The sequence below is a fragment of the Roseomonas populi genome (genome assembly GCF_024594815.1).
GTDB lineage: Bacteria > Pseudomonadota > Alphaproteobacteria > Acetobacterales > Acetobacteraceae > Roseomonas > Roseomonas populi.
In genome coordinates this window covers 80,675-93,973 of sequence record NZ_JANJOU010000012.1, presented here as the reverse complement: position 1 = coordinate 93,973, position 13,299 = coordinate 80,675, and the positions used below count along the sequence as shown (strand labels likewise).

Annotated in this window: 13 protein-coding genes; 8 read left to right on the top strand and 5 right to left on the bottom strand. The window is 72.3% G+C overall.

Annotated features, from left to right (window positions below; all coding sequences use genetic code 11):
• Positions 1-160: 160 nt before the first annotated feature.
• The 3 genes from NRP21_RS15445 to phnD (NRP21_RS15435) form a co-directional block, all read right to left on the bottom strand.
• The gene (locus NRP21_RS15445) at positions 161-1,132 is read right to left on the bottom strand and encodes a Bug family tripartite tricarboxylate transporter substrate binding protein (RefSeq protein ID WP_257717116.1); all 972 of its coding nucleotides are present in this window, start codon (positions 1,130-1,132) and stop codon (positions 161-163) included.
• A gap of 186 nt (positions 1,133-1,318) precedes the next feature.
• Entirely contained in the window at positions 1,319-2,305 is a 987-nt protein-coding gene (locus NRP21_RS15440; protein WP_257717115.1) for a catechol 2,3-dioxygenase, read from the bottom strand.
• Positions 2,306-2,495: 190 nt separating this feature from the next.
• Complete coding sequence (phnD, locus tag NRP21_RS15435; RefSeq protein ID WP_257717114.1) at positions 2,496-3,461, bottom strand: phosphate/phosphite/phosphonate ABC transporter substrate-binding protein; 966 nt, start codon at positions 3,459-3,461, stop codon at positions 2,496-2,498.
• Positions 3,462-3,577: 116 nt separating this feature from the next.
• Between phnD (NRP21_RS15435) and NRP21_RS15430 the strand changes: the two genes are divergently transcribed.
• The 8 genes from NRP21_RS15430 to NRP21_RS15395 are packed head-to-tail and all read left to right on the top strand — an operon-like array spanning position 3,578 to position 10,731.
• Complete coding sequence (locus NRP21_RS15430; RefSeq protein WP_257717113.1) at positions 3,578-4,369, top strand: DeoR/GlpR family DNA-binding transcription regulator; 792 nt, start codon at positions 3,578-3,580, stop codon at positions 4,367-4,369.
• A 48-nt stretch (positions 4,370-4,417) separates the two neighbouring features.
• Positions 4,418-5,266: an HAD-IIB family hydrolase gene (locus NRP21_RS15425; RefSeq protein WP_257717112.1), complete on the top strand. Its 849-nt coding sequence runs from the start codon at positions 4,418-4,420 to the stop codon at positions 5,264-5,266.
• A complete protein-coding gene (gene phnD / locus NRP21_RS15420) occupies positions 5,263-6,405 on the top strand; it encodes a phosphate/phosphite/phosphonate ABC transporter substrate-binding protein (RefSeq protein ID WP_257717111.1) in 1,143 nt (380 codons plus the stop codon). The genes NRP21_RS15425 and phnD (NRP21_RS15420) overlap by 4 nt, the downstream gene beginning before the upstream one ends.
• Positions 6,402-7,172 (top strand): phosphonate ABC transporter ATP-binding protein, encoded by a 771-nt coding sequence (gene phnC, locus NRP21_RS15415; protein ID WP_257717110.1) that lies wholly within the window; start codon positions 6,402-6,404, stop codon positions 7,170-7,172. Before phnD (NRP21_RS15420) ends, phnC begins: the two co-directional genes overlap by 4 nt.
• Positions 7,169-7,966 carry a phosphonate ABC transporter, permease protein PhnE gene (gene phnE / locus NRP21_RS15410; RefSeq protein WP_257717109.1) on the top strand — a complete coding sequence of 266 codons (798 nt, stop codon included), beginning with the start codon at positions 7,169-7,171 and terminating at the stop codon, positions 7,964-7,966. Before phnC ends, phnE (NRP21_RS15410) begins: the two co-directional genes overlap by 4 nt.
• Positions 7,963-8,784 carry a phosphonate ABC transporter, permease protein PhnE gene (phnE, locus tag NRP21_RS15405; RefSeq protein ID WP_257717108.1) on the top strand — a complete coding sequence of 274 codons (822 nt, stop codon included), beginning with the start codon at positions 7,963-7,965 and terminating at the stop codon, positions 8,782-8,784. The genes phnE (NRP21_RS15410) and phnE (NRP21_RS15405) overlap by 4 nt, the downstream gene beginning before the upstream one ends.
• A 1-nt stretch (position 8,785) precedes the next feature.
• A complete protein-coding gene (glpD, locus tag NRP21_RS15400; protein ID WP_257717107.1) occupies positions 8,786-10,288 on the top strand; it encodes a glycerol-3-phosphate dehydrogenase in 1,503 nt (500 codons plus the stop codon).
• A gap of 32 nt (positions 10,289-10,320) precedes the next feature.
• Positions 10,321-10,731, top strand: coding sequence for a hypothetical protein (locus NRP21_RS15395; protein ID WP_257717106.1), 411 nt, complete (start codon positions 10,321-10,323; stop codon positions 10,729-10,731).
• A gap of 272 nt (positions 10,732-11,003) precedes the next feature.
• On the opposite strand, the gene rsmA is transcribed toward NRP21_RS15395, so the two are convergent.
• Together rsmA and NRP21_RS15385 are read right to left on the bottom strand one after the other, a co-directional pair.
• The gene (gene rsmA, locus NRP21_RS15390) at positions 11,004-11,882 is read right to left on the bottom strand and encodes a 16S rRNA (adenine(1518)-N(6)/adenine(1519)-N(6))-dimethyltransferase RsmA (protein ID WP_257717105.1); all 879 of its coding nucleotides are present in this window, start codon (positions 11,880-11,882) and stop codon (positions 11,004-11,006) included.
• A 17-nt stretch (positions 11,883-11,899) separates the two neighbouring features.
• Entirely contained in the window at positions 11,900-13,249 is a 1,350-nt protein-coding gene (locus NRP21_RS15385; RefSeq protein ID WP_257717104.1) for a peptidylprolyl isomerase, read from the bottom strand.
• Positions 13,250-13,299 lie beyond the last annotated feature (50 nt).

Here is a 13,299-nt window from a genome sequence, read left to right as displayed (position 1 = left end):
GCATCTGGCATGCGGGCCTCCGGCAGGCGCTTTTGCCTGCCCTCGCCCGCAAGTCTGCCGAGAAGCCCTTAAGGCGCGATGAATCGCAGGGCCGCCACCTCGCGCCAGAATCCGCCCTTACGGCGGGGCGCCGGACACTCCTCCGCCCCGCCCGGCCGCCTCACTGCACGCGGATGTTGCGGGCCCGCACGAAGTCCCGCCACTTCGCGTTCTCCGCCGCGAAGTAGGCCGGCCATTCCGCCACGGGCCGCACGTCGGGCGTGACGGCGATCGCGTCCAGGCGAGGCTTCAGTTCCGGCGCCGCCAGGGCCTTGGCGCAGGCGGCGTTCATGCGCTCCAGGATCGCGGGCGGCGTGCCGGCGGGCGCCAGCAGGCCGGCGTGCTCCACCACCTCGAAGCCCCCGTAGCCGAGCTCCTCGAAGGTCGACACCTCGGGCAGGAGGGGGCTGCGGACCCGCATGGTATTGGCCAGCGGGCGCAGGTCGCCCGATTGGATGAAGGACATCACCGCGGCGGCGGGCATGAAGAACATGTCGGCCTCGCCGGCCATCACGCCCTGGATCGCGGGGCCGCCGCCGCGATAGCCCACCTCGGTCACTTGGATGCCGGCCATCTGCAGGAAGAGCTCCGTCGCCAGGTGCGACGTCGCGCCGACGCCGGCATTGGCATAGACCTTCGGCGTGCGGGACGCCTTCACCTGGGCCACGTAGTCCGCGACGCTGCGCACGGGCGAGCTGCGCGGCACGAGCATGAGGAGCGGCATGGAGCCGAGCAGGCCGACGCCCACGAAGTCGCGCTCCTGGTTATAGTTGGTCTGATAGAGATGCGGCGCGACCGCATAGGTGGAGTTCGGCGCGAAGACGAAGGTATAGCCGTCCGGCCGCGCGCGAGCGGCGCTGCCCATGCCGATGGTGCCGTTGGCGCCGCCGCGGTTGTCCACCACGAAGGACTTGCCGGTATCCTGCGAGAGACGGGCGGCGAGGACGCGCGCGAAGGTGTCGGTCGGCCCGCCCGCGGGCCAGGGCACGATGATGGTCACGGGGCGGCTGGGCCAGTCGGCCTCCTGCGCGCGGACAATGGCGGGGGCGCCGAGGGCGAGCGAGGCCAGGCCGAGGGTGCGGCGGGTGAGCATGGGCGATCCTCCAGTGTTCGTTTGCTTGCCGCGGCCGCCCATCACGGCTGGCCGCGGCGGGGTGTTGCAGTCAGGGCCGCGTGCCTGCGCCCCGCGGGCCGAAGCGCTCGGCGCCGAGGAAGGCAGGTAACGGGCGGCCCTCGGCGGCGGCCAGCGGCAGCACCAGTGCGGCGAGGAGGAAGCGCATCACGACTCCTCGCCGAAGTCGGGCAGCGGGTCCGGAAGCGGCGGCGTGCCGTGGGTGTGGAAGCTCTCGATCGTCTTCAGCCCCCAGGCCTGGCCCTTCCGCCGCTCCGTCTCCGTCCAGGTGATCGTCTTCCAGTCCGGCGCCAGGATCAGCCGCGCGCCGGCATGGGCCACCTCCACCCGGTTGCCACCGGGCTCGTAGACGTAGAGGAAGAAGGTCTGCTGCACGGCGTGCTTGTGCGGCCCCGTCTCGATATGCACGCCGGCTTCCAGGAAGGTGTCGGCGGCCTGCAGCACCGCCTCGCGGCTGTCGAGCGCGAAAGTGACGTGGTGGAAGCGCCCGGGCACGCCGTGCGCCTCCTTCGTGAAGGCGAAGTCGTAGGACTTGTTGTTGGAGGTGAGCCACATGCCCGCCTCCTCGCCGCTGTCCAGCTCGATCCGCTCCGTGCAGCGAAGGCCGAGGTTGCGCTGGAAGAACTCGCGGTTGGCGCGCACGTCCACGGCCAGGCAGTTGAAGTGGTCGATGCGCCGCACGTTCACGCCGCGCGCCGGGTAGCGCTCCGCCTGGTTCTTCAGCGAGGGGCGGCGATCCGCGGGCGGGTCGTACCACTCCGTGTCCCAGTAGAGCTCGAAGACGTGGCCGTCCGGGTCGCGGAAGTGCCAGCCCGTGCCGTGGCCGAGATTGTCCTCATGGGCCACCACCTCCACCCCGTCCGCCCGCAGCGCGGCCAGGCGCCGCTCCAGGGCGGCCGCGCTGCGCGTGCGGAAGGCGGCATGGCCCAGGCCGGAGGTGTTCGAGGCGGTGAGCTGGAGGGAGTAGCGCTCGTAGTCGTCCCAGCCGCGCAGGAAGACGCTGTCGCCCTGCCGGCCGCTCTCGGTCATGCCCATCACCTCGGTGAAGAAGCGCAGGCTCTCCTCGGGCTTCGGCGTCAGCAGCTCGACATGGCCGAGATGCGCAACATCCATGACCGGCTCGTCGGCCCCCATCGCTTCCTCCATTTTCCACCCTGGACGGGGCGGAACCTAGGCGGGCCGGGACAGGCGCGTCGTATCAAATCCTCTTTCTCGGCTATGCCGTCCGCTTATAGCCGGGACGGCATGGCGGACCGGGCAGCGCACCCCCTCACGCTTGCAGGCGGCCATCCCCCGTCATCCCGCCGCGCCGGAACCGCCGGAGCTAGTTCCGCCGCCGCCGCTCCGAAGCCTCCGCCCGGCGCATGTCCACGAACACCGCGTAGTCCTCGTGCCGCGTCGGCTGCCAGCCCACCGCGCTGCCCCGCTCCACCGCGCGGTGGATGTCCGGGTGCGCCGCCGGCAGCGCCAGGTGGAAGTCCACTATGTCCTTCTTGAAGGCCGCCGGAAGATCGCTCCGCACCACGATCGGCCCGTTCTGGATGGGGCGGGACCGCCAGATGATGCGGATGTCCTTCATGTCCAGCAGCTGCTTCTCCACCGCCGCCGTCAGCACCCCGCGGGAGAAGCCCTTGCTCTCATCCCCCTGGCCGGAGGACCAGCACACCCCCGCGTCGTACTGCTTCTGCAGCACGGCCACCAAGGCCTGGTCGTGCCCGCCCGCGAAGCCCGTGCGGCCGAAGAAGCTCTCGGGGTTGATCCCCGCCGCCCGCAGTTCCGCCCGCGGGATCAGGTAGCCGGAGGCCGAGTTGGGATCGGACCAGGCCATCGCCTTGCCGCGCATCTCCTCCAGCCTCGTGATCCCGGAATCCGCCCGCACATACATCAGCGCCACGTAGCTCGTGGTGCCGTCCGGCTCCTTCGTCACGAGGATCGGCTCCACGCCGCCATTCGTCTCCAGCCACACGCCGGCATAGGCGGCCGGCGACATGTTCGCGATCTCCAGCTGCCTCGCCCCGAAGGCCTGCTGCACCCCCGCGTAGTCGGAGGCGAAGAACATGCGCGCCGGCACGCCGAAGGTATCCTCGAACAGCTTGCGGTAACCCTCGTAGCGGCCCAGCCGGTCGCTCTCGGATTCGCCGCCCAGCACGCCCAGCCGGATCTGCGGCACCTGCGCCGCCCAGTCCCGCCGGCCCGGCGCCGGCATGGCCGGCGCCTGTGCTGTCCCTTGGGCCCGCGCCGCCAGCGGCAGCAGGGCACCGGCCGCGACGAGGGAACGGCGACGGATCATCGGGCGGCTCCGGCAGGAATGGCCCGCCAGCCTCTCACGGCGCGGCGCGCCCGGCCAGAAGCGCTGTCATAAAGTGGTAGGTTGCACATACCCGGCCGCCCCATCACCCTGCGGCCATGGCAAGGCGACAGGAAGGCGCGCCAGGGAAGGAGGCGCGGCACGCGGCCATCCTCCAGGCGCTGAACACGGACCCCACGGTGCGGATCAGCACCCTGGCAACCCGCTTCGGCGTCTCCGGGGAGACGGTGCGGCGGGATATCGAGGCCCTCTCGGCCAAGGGCGCGGTCCGCCGTACCTATGGCGGCGCCTCCGTCACCCATGCTGGGGTGCAGCCCGACCTCCTGGCGCGGGAAGCCATGGCGGGGGCGGAACGCGCCCGGATCGGCGCCGCGGCCGCGGCCCTGGTGCAGCCCGGCGCCGTGGTGATGGTGGATGCCGGCAGCACCACCGCCCGCTTCGCCGGCGCCCTCGCCGCCCGCGGCACGGCCGCCACCCTCATTACCAATTCCCTGCCCGTCGCCGCCGTGGCCGGCGACGCGCCGGCGCTGCGCGTGCTCGTCGCCCCCGGTGAGTTCCACGCGCCGGAGCGCGCCCTCTACGGCGCGGAGACGGACGCTTTCCTCCGCCGCTTCAGCGCGGATGTGGCGATGATCGGCGCCTCCGGCCTCACCCTGGAAGGCCCGACGGATGCGGAAAGCCGAGCCGCCTGGGTGAAGCGCGCCATGCTGGACCGCTGCCCCCGCCGGATCCTGCTCCTCGATTCCGGCAAATTCGGCCGCGGCTACCTGGAGCGCGTGGCCGACCTCTCCACCATCACCGACCTCGTCACCGACACCGCGCCACCCCCGCCGCTCGCCGCCGCCCTGGCCCGGGCGGGTGTGGCGGTGCATGTCGCAGAGAGTGTTTGACCTTCCACATCTCACTTGGCATCCTCCACACCAATTGGAGGACGCTTCTTGGCCCAGGCCCCAGCCCGGCAGCCCATCCCGCAGCCCCTGCAGCAGGCGCCCAGCGCGCGCCTGACCGCGCTGCGCTACGTGCTGACGGATATCGACGACACCCTCACCGAGGAAGGCCGCCTGCCCGCACTGGCCTACGCCGCCATGGAGTCGCTGGCGGAGGCCGGCCTGCACGTCATCCCCGTCACCGGCCGCCCCGCCGGCTGGTGTGACGCCATCGCCCGCCAGTGGCCCGTCTCCGCCGTGGTGGGGGAGAACGGCGCCCTCTGGTACGCCGAGGATCGCGCCAACCGCCGCATGATCCGTTGGCACGCGCAGGACGACGCCGCCCGCCTCGCCAACCGCGATCGCCTGATGGAACTGGCCGCGCAGGCCATGGAAGCCGTCCCCGGCACGCGCATGGCGGCGGACCAGCCCTTCCGCCTCTTCGACGCCGCCGTGGACTTCGCCGAGGATGCCGGCCCCCTGCCCCTGGACCAGGCCGCCCGCATCGCCGCGGTGTTCGAGGCGGGCGGCGCGCAGGCCAAGGTCTCCTCCATTCATGTCAACGCCTGGTTCGGTGCCTGGGACAAGCGCGCGGGGGTGGAATCCCTCTTCACCGCCCGCTTTGCCCCGCTGGAGAGCGTGATCGGGGAGGTCGCCTTCCTCGGCGACAGCCCGAACGACGCCCCGATGTTCGCGGCTATCCCCTTCTCGGTCGGGGTGGCGAACGTGCTGCCCCACCTGCCGGGGATCGCCGCCGCGCCGGCCTATGTCACCCGCGCCCCGGGCGGGCGCGGCTTCGCGGAATTCGCCAGCGCGCTGCTCGCCGCGCGAGGCAACGGAATGGAGGAGAACGCCGCATGAGACACCTGCTTCTGGCCACGATCCCCGCGGGGCCCCTGGCCCTCGCCGCGGGGCTGCTCGCCCTCGCGGCCCTGCCCGCCGCCGCCCAGGCCCCCACCGCGCAGGCCCCCACCGCCAACCCGGGCGGCTGCTTCCGCGGCCAGCTCGACGAGGGCTACTGCGACACCAACCGCGACCTCGTCGCCGACGCGCCGGAAGCGTCCCGCCAGCGCGACCCCTCCACCCTCGTCTTCGCCTATACCCCGGTGGAGGACCCCGCCCTCTACGCCAACCAGTTCCGCCCCTTCGTCGATCACCTGACGCGCTGCACGGGCAAGCGCACCGTCTACTTCCAGGTCACCAGCAACGCGGCCCAGGTGGAGGCCATGCGCTCCGGCCGCCTCCATATCGCCGGCTTCTCCACCGGCCCCACCGCCTTCGCCGTGAACCTCGCGGGCGCCTTGCCTTTCGCCATCAAGGGCGGGCCGGAGGGCTTCGAGAGCTACCGCGTGGTGATGCTCGTGCGCGCCGACAGCAACATCCGCACCATGGCGGACCTGAAGGGCCGGCGCGTGGCGCATACCTCCGCCACCTCCAACTCCGGCAACCTCGCCCCGCGCGCCTTCTTCCCCGGCCTGGGCCTGACGCCGGACACGGATTACCGCGTGGTCTATTCCGGCGGGCATGACCGCAGCGTGATGGGCGTGAACGCCGGCGACTACGATGCCGCGCCGGTGGCCTCCGACGTCTACTCCCGCATGGTCGCGCGCGGCCAGGTGAAGGGCGAGAACTTCCGCGTCATCTGGGAGAGCGACCCCTTCCCCACCTCCTCCTTCGCCTATTCGCACGACCTGAAGCCCGAGTTGCAGGCGAAGATCCGCGAGTGCTTCATGAGCTACCGCTTCCCGGAGGCCATGGCGCGCGACCTCGGCGGCAATGACCGCTTCTGGCCCGCCACCTACGCGGAGCAGTGGGCGCCCGTGCGCGCCGTGGCCGATGCCGTGAACGCCCCCTATAGCCGCGCCGCCTTCGACGAGGAGAGCCGCAAGGAACTGGAGGCTGAGGCCCGCCGCAACGCGCAGCGCGCCCCGCAGACCCAGAGCGGCGGCGTGCACAACGTGCCCCAAGCTTCTGGTGCTCAGGGCGGGGCCCGCCCGTGAGCGCTGCCCTCGACATCCGCGGTCTCACCAAGGAATACACGGCCGGCAAGCCGGTGCTGCGGAGCCTGGACCTGTCCATCGGGGCGGAGGGGATCACGGCCATCATCGGCCCCTCCGGCACCGGCAAGTCCACGCTCCTCCGCTGCATCAACCGCCTCGTCGAGCCCACCCGTGGCGAGATTCGTCTGAAGGGCGGTGTCGGGGGCGACGTCGACATGGCGAAGCTGAGCGGGCGGGCCCTGCGCCTCGCCCGCCGGCGGATCGGAATGGTGTTCCAGGAGTACAACCTCGTGGAACGCCTCTCCGTGATGGAGAACGTGCTGTCCGGCCGCCTGGGCTATGTCCCGCTCTGGCGCGCCTGGCTGCGGAAGTACCCGGAAGCCGACATCGAGCGCGCCTTCCAGCTGCTCGACGCGGTGGGCCTGCCCGAGCACGCCACGCGCCGCGCCGATGCCCTCTCCGGCGGCCAGCGCCAGCGCGTCGGCATCGCCCGCGCCCTGATGCAGCGCCCCGACCTGCTGCTGGCGGACGAGCCCACCTCCTCCCTCGATCCCCGCACCTCGGTGGAGGTGCTGGAGATGCTGACGCGCCTCGCCGCGGCGGAGGGCGTGCCCGTCATCATCAACATCCACAACGTGGCCCTCGCCAAGCGCTACGCCCGCCGCATCGTCGGCATGTCCGGCGGCAGCATCATCTTCGACGGCAAGCCCGAGGACCTGCAGGACAGCCACCTCAGCCAGATCTACGGCGGTGAGGACTGGCTGTGAGCGACGCCACCCTCCCCGCCCCCGCACGCCGGGCCGCCTTCGCGCCCGACTGGGGCATGCGGATCTTCGGCCTGCTGGTCGTCGCCTACCTGATCTACGCCGCCTCCCAGCTCGATCTCGGCCTCGGCCGCCTCGTCACCGGGCTGGGCGAGGGCGCGCGCTTCCTGGCGCGCATGGTCCCGCCCAACTTCGAGCGCTGGGAGCTGCTGGTCGAAGGCCTGCTGGAGAGCATCCAGATCGCCGTGCTCGCCACGGTGATCGGCCTTGTCCTCTCCCTTCCCGTCGGCCTCATGGCGGCGCGCAACATCGCGCCCTGGTGGCTCTCCGGCCCCGTCCGCGCCTTCATCGCGGTCTGCCGCAGCCTGCACTACGTGATCGTCGCCATCCTCTTCGTGAAGGCGGTCGGCTTCGGCGCACTCGCGGGCGTCTTCGCCCTCGTCATCGCCTCCGTCGGCTTCGTCTCCAAGCTCTTCGCGGAAGCGGTGGAGGAGATCTCCATGAAGCAGGTGGAGGCCGTGCGCGCCACCGGCGCGGGAACGCTGGCCGTGCTGCTCTACGCCGTGCTGCCGCAGGTGGCCTCCCGCTTCGTCGGCTTCAGCCTGTATCAGCTGGACAGCAACCTGCGGAACTCCACGCTGGTCGGCATCGTCGGCGCGGGCGGCATCGGCGGCACGCTCTTCGCCGCCTTCAAGCGCTTCGACTACGACTTCGTCTCGGCGATCCTGATCGCCATCATCGCCCTCATCCTTCTGGCCGAGCTGATCTCCGGCCGCATCCGGGCCGCCATGCGATGAGCGCCACGACTCATGACACCCTCGCCCCGCTCCGGCGCGAGTGGATCCGCCACACCCCTGCCGAGCGCCTGACCCGCTGGCTGGCCTTCCTGATCATCGTCGCCGCCGTGGTCTGGGCGGTGCAGACGATCGAGATCATCCCGGAATTCCTGGCCGACGCGCCGGAGCAGATGGCGGACCTGCTGGTGCGGATGTGGCCGCCCGACCTCGCCGCCTATCCGAAGACCGTGCACGCCGCGCTGATGGAGACGCTGCACATCGCCTCCCTCGGCACGGTCTTCGGCTTCGTCCTCGCCATCCCGCTGGCCCTCATGGCCGCGCGGAACATCTGCCGGATCAAGGCGCTGAACTTCCTGGCGCAGGTGCTGCTGGTTGCCTCCCGCTCCGTCAATTCCCTTGTCTGGGCGCTGATCTTCGTCGCCGTCTTCGGCCCGGGGCCTGCCGCCGGCGTCTTCGCCATCGCCTTCCGCTCCATCGGCTTCGTCGGCAAGCTGCTGGCGGAAGCGCTGGAGGAGATGAACCCCGGCCCGCGCGAGGCGCTCCGCGCCGCCGGCGCCCCCTGGGGGGCGGAGATGCTGAAGGCCGTCTGGCCGCAGGTCCGCCCGGCCTTCTGGGGCGTCGCCCTCTTCCGCTGGGACATCAACGTCCGTGAATCCGCCGTGCTCGGCCTCGTCGGGGCCGGCGGCATCGGCGTGGTGCTGGAGGACGCGATCAACTTCTTCCAATGGGACCAGGTGGCGACGATCCTCCTCGCCATCCTAGCCGTTGTCCTCGTCGCGGAAGTCGTCGTGACCCGCGTGCGCGCAAGGCTCCTCTAGAATGGATACGAACGAAAGCGTCGATCTCCTCGTCATCGGCGGCGGCGTGAACGGCTGCGGCATCGCGCGCGACGCCGTGGGCCGCGGCCTCTCCGTGATGCTGGTGGAGAAGAACGACATCGCGGAGGCCACCTCCTCCTCCTCCTCCAAGCTGATCCACGGCGGCATCCGCTACCTCGAGACCTACGAGTTCCGCCTGGTGCGCGAAGCCCTCGCGGAGCGCGAGGTGCTGATGGGCATCGCGCCCCACATCATCTGGCCCATGCGCTTCGTCCTGCCCCACCGGCCGGAGATGCGCCCGCGCTGGATGATCCGCGCCGGCCTCTTCCTCTACGACAACCTGGCCCGCCGGAAGTCCCTGCCCGCCAGCGAGGCGCTGAACCTCGACGCCCTGCCCCAGGGCGAGCCGCTGAAGCAGCCCGAATTCTCCCGCGGCTTCGCCTACTCGGACTGCTGGGTGGAGGACAGCCGCCTCGTCCTGCTCAACGCGCGGGACGCCGCGGACCGCGGCGCCACCGTGCTCACTCACACCGAGTTCCTGCGCGCCAGCCGCGCCCCGGACGCCTGGACCTGCACCCTGCGCGGCCAGGACGGCGCGGAGCGGGTCGTGCGCGCCCGCGCCATCGCCAATGCCGCCGGCCCCTGGGTCATGCCCACGCAGCAGGAGACCGGCACCGCCCTGCGGGGGCGCGTGCGCCTCGTCCGCGGCAGCCACATCGTCGTCCCCGCCCTCTATGACGGCCCCCAGGCCTACATCCTGCAGAACGACGACCGCCGCGTCGTCTTCGTCATCCCCTACGAGGAGCGCTACTCCCTCATCGGCACCACCGACGTGCCGCACGACCCCGCCATGGGCCGCCCCCACTGCACGCCGGAGGAGGCCGCCTATCTCTGCAAGGCCGTCTCCCGCCAGTTCCGCGCGCCCGTGACCCCGGAGGCGATCGCCTGGACCTATTCCGGCGTGCGGCCGCTGCATGACGACGGCTCGGACAACCCCTCCGCCGTCACGCGGGACTACACGCTGCAGATGGACCGCGCCGGCGCGCCGCTGCTCTCCGTCCTCGGTGGCAAGATCACCACCTACCGCAAGCTGGCCGAGGACGCGGTGCAGCAGATCGGCCAGGCCCTGGGCCGCACCGCCCCCTCCTGGACCGGCGGGGCCAGCCTGCCCGGCGGCGACCTCGGCGGCCTGACCCGCGCTGCCTTCACGGAGAGCATGGCCCGCGCCCATCCCTGGCTGCCCCGCCCCCTGCTGGACCGCCTGATCCGCACCCATGGCGGCATGCTCGAGCGCATGATCGACGGCGCCACCTCCATCGAGGCCATGGGGGGCGACCTCGGCGGCGGGATCACCGCCCGCGAACTCGAGTGGATGCGCGCCCGCGAGTGGGTGACCCAGCCGGACGACGTGCTGTGGCGCCGCACCAAGCGCGGCCTGCACATGACCCCCGCCGAGCGCGAGGCCTTCGCCGCCCGTTTCGGTAGCCTCGCCGCGGCCGCCTAGCCAATCCGGCCGGCGTCGCGCATCACCCCCCGATGCGCCGACGCCGCCTTGCCCTCCTCCTCGCCGCGCTCCCCCTGGCCGGCGCCGGTCCCGCCGAGCTGGACCTGGCCCGCGACTACATTGCCTGCTACCGCGCCACCCTGCCCGACCTGCGCCGCCTCGCCCTCGGCGCCGCGGCGGGCGGCGACGCGCCCGAGGCCGCCGAAGTCCAGGCCGCCATCGACGCCGAGCTGGCCACCGCCGAACCCGCCTACCGCGAGGCCATGGCCCAGGCCCTGGCCGAGGGCCTGCCCCCAGAAGCCCTGCGCCGCGCTGTTGCCAACGGCTCCATCCGCGCGGAAATCGGGGCCAGCCCGAACGCCGCCCGCCTGAGCGGCACGCTCAACCGCCTGACCTTCGAGGCGGTGACGGGGATGGCGGAACGCGCCCTCAGGCCGCGCTGAAGCGGTGCTCCGATTCTGAACTGTCCGGAGCAAGGGGACTGGTTGGACCTATCGATCCAACCCTGGACCTGCATCGGGCTGCCGCGGGACTGACTTGAGGCGTTGCGCCGAAGATCGGGTCCCGTCCTGCCCTTGCAGTCGCCTCGGCTCCACGAGCCGAGGCGCACCATCAGCGAAGCCCAGACCAACCGATAGAAGAAGATGATGGAGAGGGGTCCGGGGAGAGGAAGAATTCCTTCTTCCTCTCCCCGGGACAGACCATCAGCCGAGGCTCAGGACGAAGCCTTGCCGCCGTCCCGCGCCAGCATCGCCCGCGCCAGCGCCTCGAACTCCGCGACGGAGAGCGTCTCCGCCCGCCGCGTCGGCTCGATCCCCGCGGCCGCCAGCAGCGCCTCCGCCTCGCCCAGGGACTTCAACGATCCCCGCAGCATCTTCCGCCGCTGCCCGAAGGCCGCCGCCGTCACCCGCTCCATCGCCCGCGCCAGGACGGAATCCGGCTGCACGGCGCGGGGCACCAGGTGCACCACGGCAGACCACACCTTCGGCGGCGGGCTGAAGGCCCCGGGGGGCAGGCGCAGCACCATCTGCGCCTCGCAGCGCCACTGGGCCGCCACGGCCAGTCGGCCATAGGCGGAGGTGTCGGGCGCGGCCACGATCCGCTCCGCCACCTCCTGCTGGAACATTAGCGTCATGCTCTCGAAGGCGTCCGCCTTCGCCAGCCAGCCGATCAGCAGGGGCGACCCGACATTGTAGGGCAGGTTCGCCACGATCCGCCGGGGCGCCGGCATCATCGCCACCGGGTCCACCCCCAGCGCGTCCGCCTCGGTCACGGTCAGCCGGCCGGGATAGGCCGCTTCCAGCTCCGCCAGCGCCGCGATGGCCCGGGAATCCAGCTCCACGGCGTGGACATGATCGGCCCCGTTCGCCAGCAGGGCCCGCGTCAGCCCGCCCGGCCCCGGCCCCACCTCCAGTACCTGCCGGCCGGAGAGATCCCCCGCCAGCCGCGCGATCCGGCCGCACAGCGCCTCGTCCAGCAGGAAGTGCTGGCCCAGCGCCTTGCGCGCGGCCAGCCCGTGGCGGTGGATCGTCTCGGAGAGGGAGGGCAGCCCGGCCGGGCCCGCGCCCGGCCCGCCGGGGCCTGCCGGATCCACGCCCCCGGCCTCCCGGCTCAGCCGCGCATCTCGATCGTCGCGCGGCGGCGCAGGTCGCGGCTCTGCTGGCGGGAAAGATTCTCCGCCCGGTCGCGCATGATCTGCTGCTTCGCCATCTCGGGCGTGAAGGTGGCGAGGTTCTTCGTCTCCTTCGCGCAGACGGCGATCACCAGGATCCCGTCCGGCGTCACGATGGGCTGGCTCGTCCGCCCGGGCGCCAGGCCCGCCACCAGCTGCCGCAGCGCCGGCGGGCCCAGCGTCTCCAGCCGCACCTCCCCGCCCGGATCGGCCGGGCGCACGTTGCCGGCGGCGCGGTTCGCCGCCTCCACCGCGTCGCAGCCGCCCTTGATCGCCTGGGCGCGCGTCAGCACCGCCCGCTGCTGCTCCGTCGGGTTCTGGGGATCCAGCGGCGTGGAGAAGGGCAGGAAGGCCTGGCGCAGCGTCACCATCGTCGCGTTCTCGCGCCCCGTCTCGCGCTTGGCGCGGAGCTGGACGATCTGGTAGCCCCCCGGCACCTCCACGGCGTTGGAGACGGCGCCGGGCGGCATGCGCTGCACCACCGCGGCCACCTCCGGGTCCAGCTGGTTCGCGCTGATCCAGCCGAGGTCGCCGCCCTGCAGCGCCGTCTGGCTCTGGCTGAACTGGGTGGCGGCCAGCGCGAAGGGCAGGCCCTGGCGCAGCCGGGTGATCACGTCGTCCACGAAGCGCTTCGTCTCCCCGGCGGAGGAAGGGTTCTCCACGGGCACGAAGATCTCGGACACCTGGTACTCCGGCTGGCCCACCCGCGCGGCATGGGCCGCCACCGCCTCCTGCACCGCCTCCGGCGAGGGCTCGGCGTTCGGGCCCAGCATCCCGCGGATCAGCCGGCCCCAGCCCAGCTGGGACCGGAGCTGGTCGTACAGCACCCGCGGCTCGATCCCTGCCTCGCGCAGCTGGGCCCGCAGGCCCCCGGGCGGCAGGCCGTTGCGCTTCTCGATGTCGCCGATCGCCTCGGCCACCTCGTCGTCGCCCACGGGGATGCGGCGGCGGCGGATGTCCTGCAGCCGCAGCCGCTCCTCGATGATCTGGCGCAGGATCTGCGGCCGGATCCGGGCCGTCAGGTCCGGCGCGGGCTGCAGCCCCACGTTCAGCGCGAAGAGCCGGGCGCGGGACCGCACCTCGGCCTCCGTCACCACGTCGCCGTTCACCACGGCGACGATCCGGTTCGTCTCCGCGGGCGTGGGGGCGGGCGCCGCGGCGCTCCCCGGGCGGGGCGCGGGCTGCCGGGCCGAGGGCTGGGCCAGGGCCGCGCCGCCCGCGAGGAGAAGGGCGGGCAGCGCCATGACGAGACCGGCAGAGGCCGGGCGGAGACGGGGGAAACGTCGCATGGCCGGGTTCCTAGACCATGCAGCCCGGGGTTTGAAGCGACCCGGTGGGC

Excerpts from the sequence above, each read along its gene's own strand:
- NRP21_RS15445 (WP_257717116.1), bottom strand. The coding sequence starts at position 1,132 with ATGCTCACCCGCCGCACCCTCGGCCTGGCCTCGCTCGCCCTCGGCGCC.
- NRP21_RS15440 (WP_257717115.1), bottom strand. The coding sequence starts at position 2,305 with ATGGGGGCCGACGAGCCGGTCATGGATGTTGCGCATCTCGGCCATGTC.
- phnD (WP_257717114.1), bottom strand. The coding sequence starts at position 3,461 with ATGATCCGTCGCCGTTCCCTCGTCGCGGCCGGTGCCCTGCTGCCGCTG.
- NRP21_RS15430 (WP_257717113.1), top strand. The coding sequence starts at position 3,578 with ATGGCAAGGCGACAGGAAGGCGCGCCAGGGAAGGAGGCGCGGCACGCG.
- phnD (WP_257717111.1), top strand. The coding sequence starts at position 5,263 with ATGAGACACCTGCTTCTGGCCACGATCCCCGCGGGGCCCCTGGCCCTC.
- phnE (WP_257717108.1), top strand. The coding sequence starts at position 7,963 with ATGAGCGCCACGACTCATGACACCCTCGCCCCGCTCCGGCGCGAGTGG.
- glpD (WP_257717107.1), top strand. The coding sequence starts at position 8,786 with ATGGATACGAACGAAAGCGTCGATCTCCTCGTCATCGGCGGCGGCGTG.
- NRP21_RS15395 (WP_257717106.1), top strand. The coding sequence starts at position 10,321 with ATGCGCCGACGCCGCCTTGCCCTCCTCCTCGCCGCGCTCCCCCTGGCC.
- NRP21_RS15385 (WP_257717104.1), bottom strand. The coding sequence starts at position 13,249 with ATGCGACGTTTCCCCCGTCTCCGCCCGGCCTCTGCCGGTCTCGTCATG.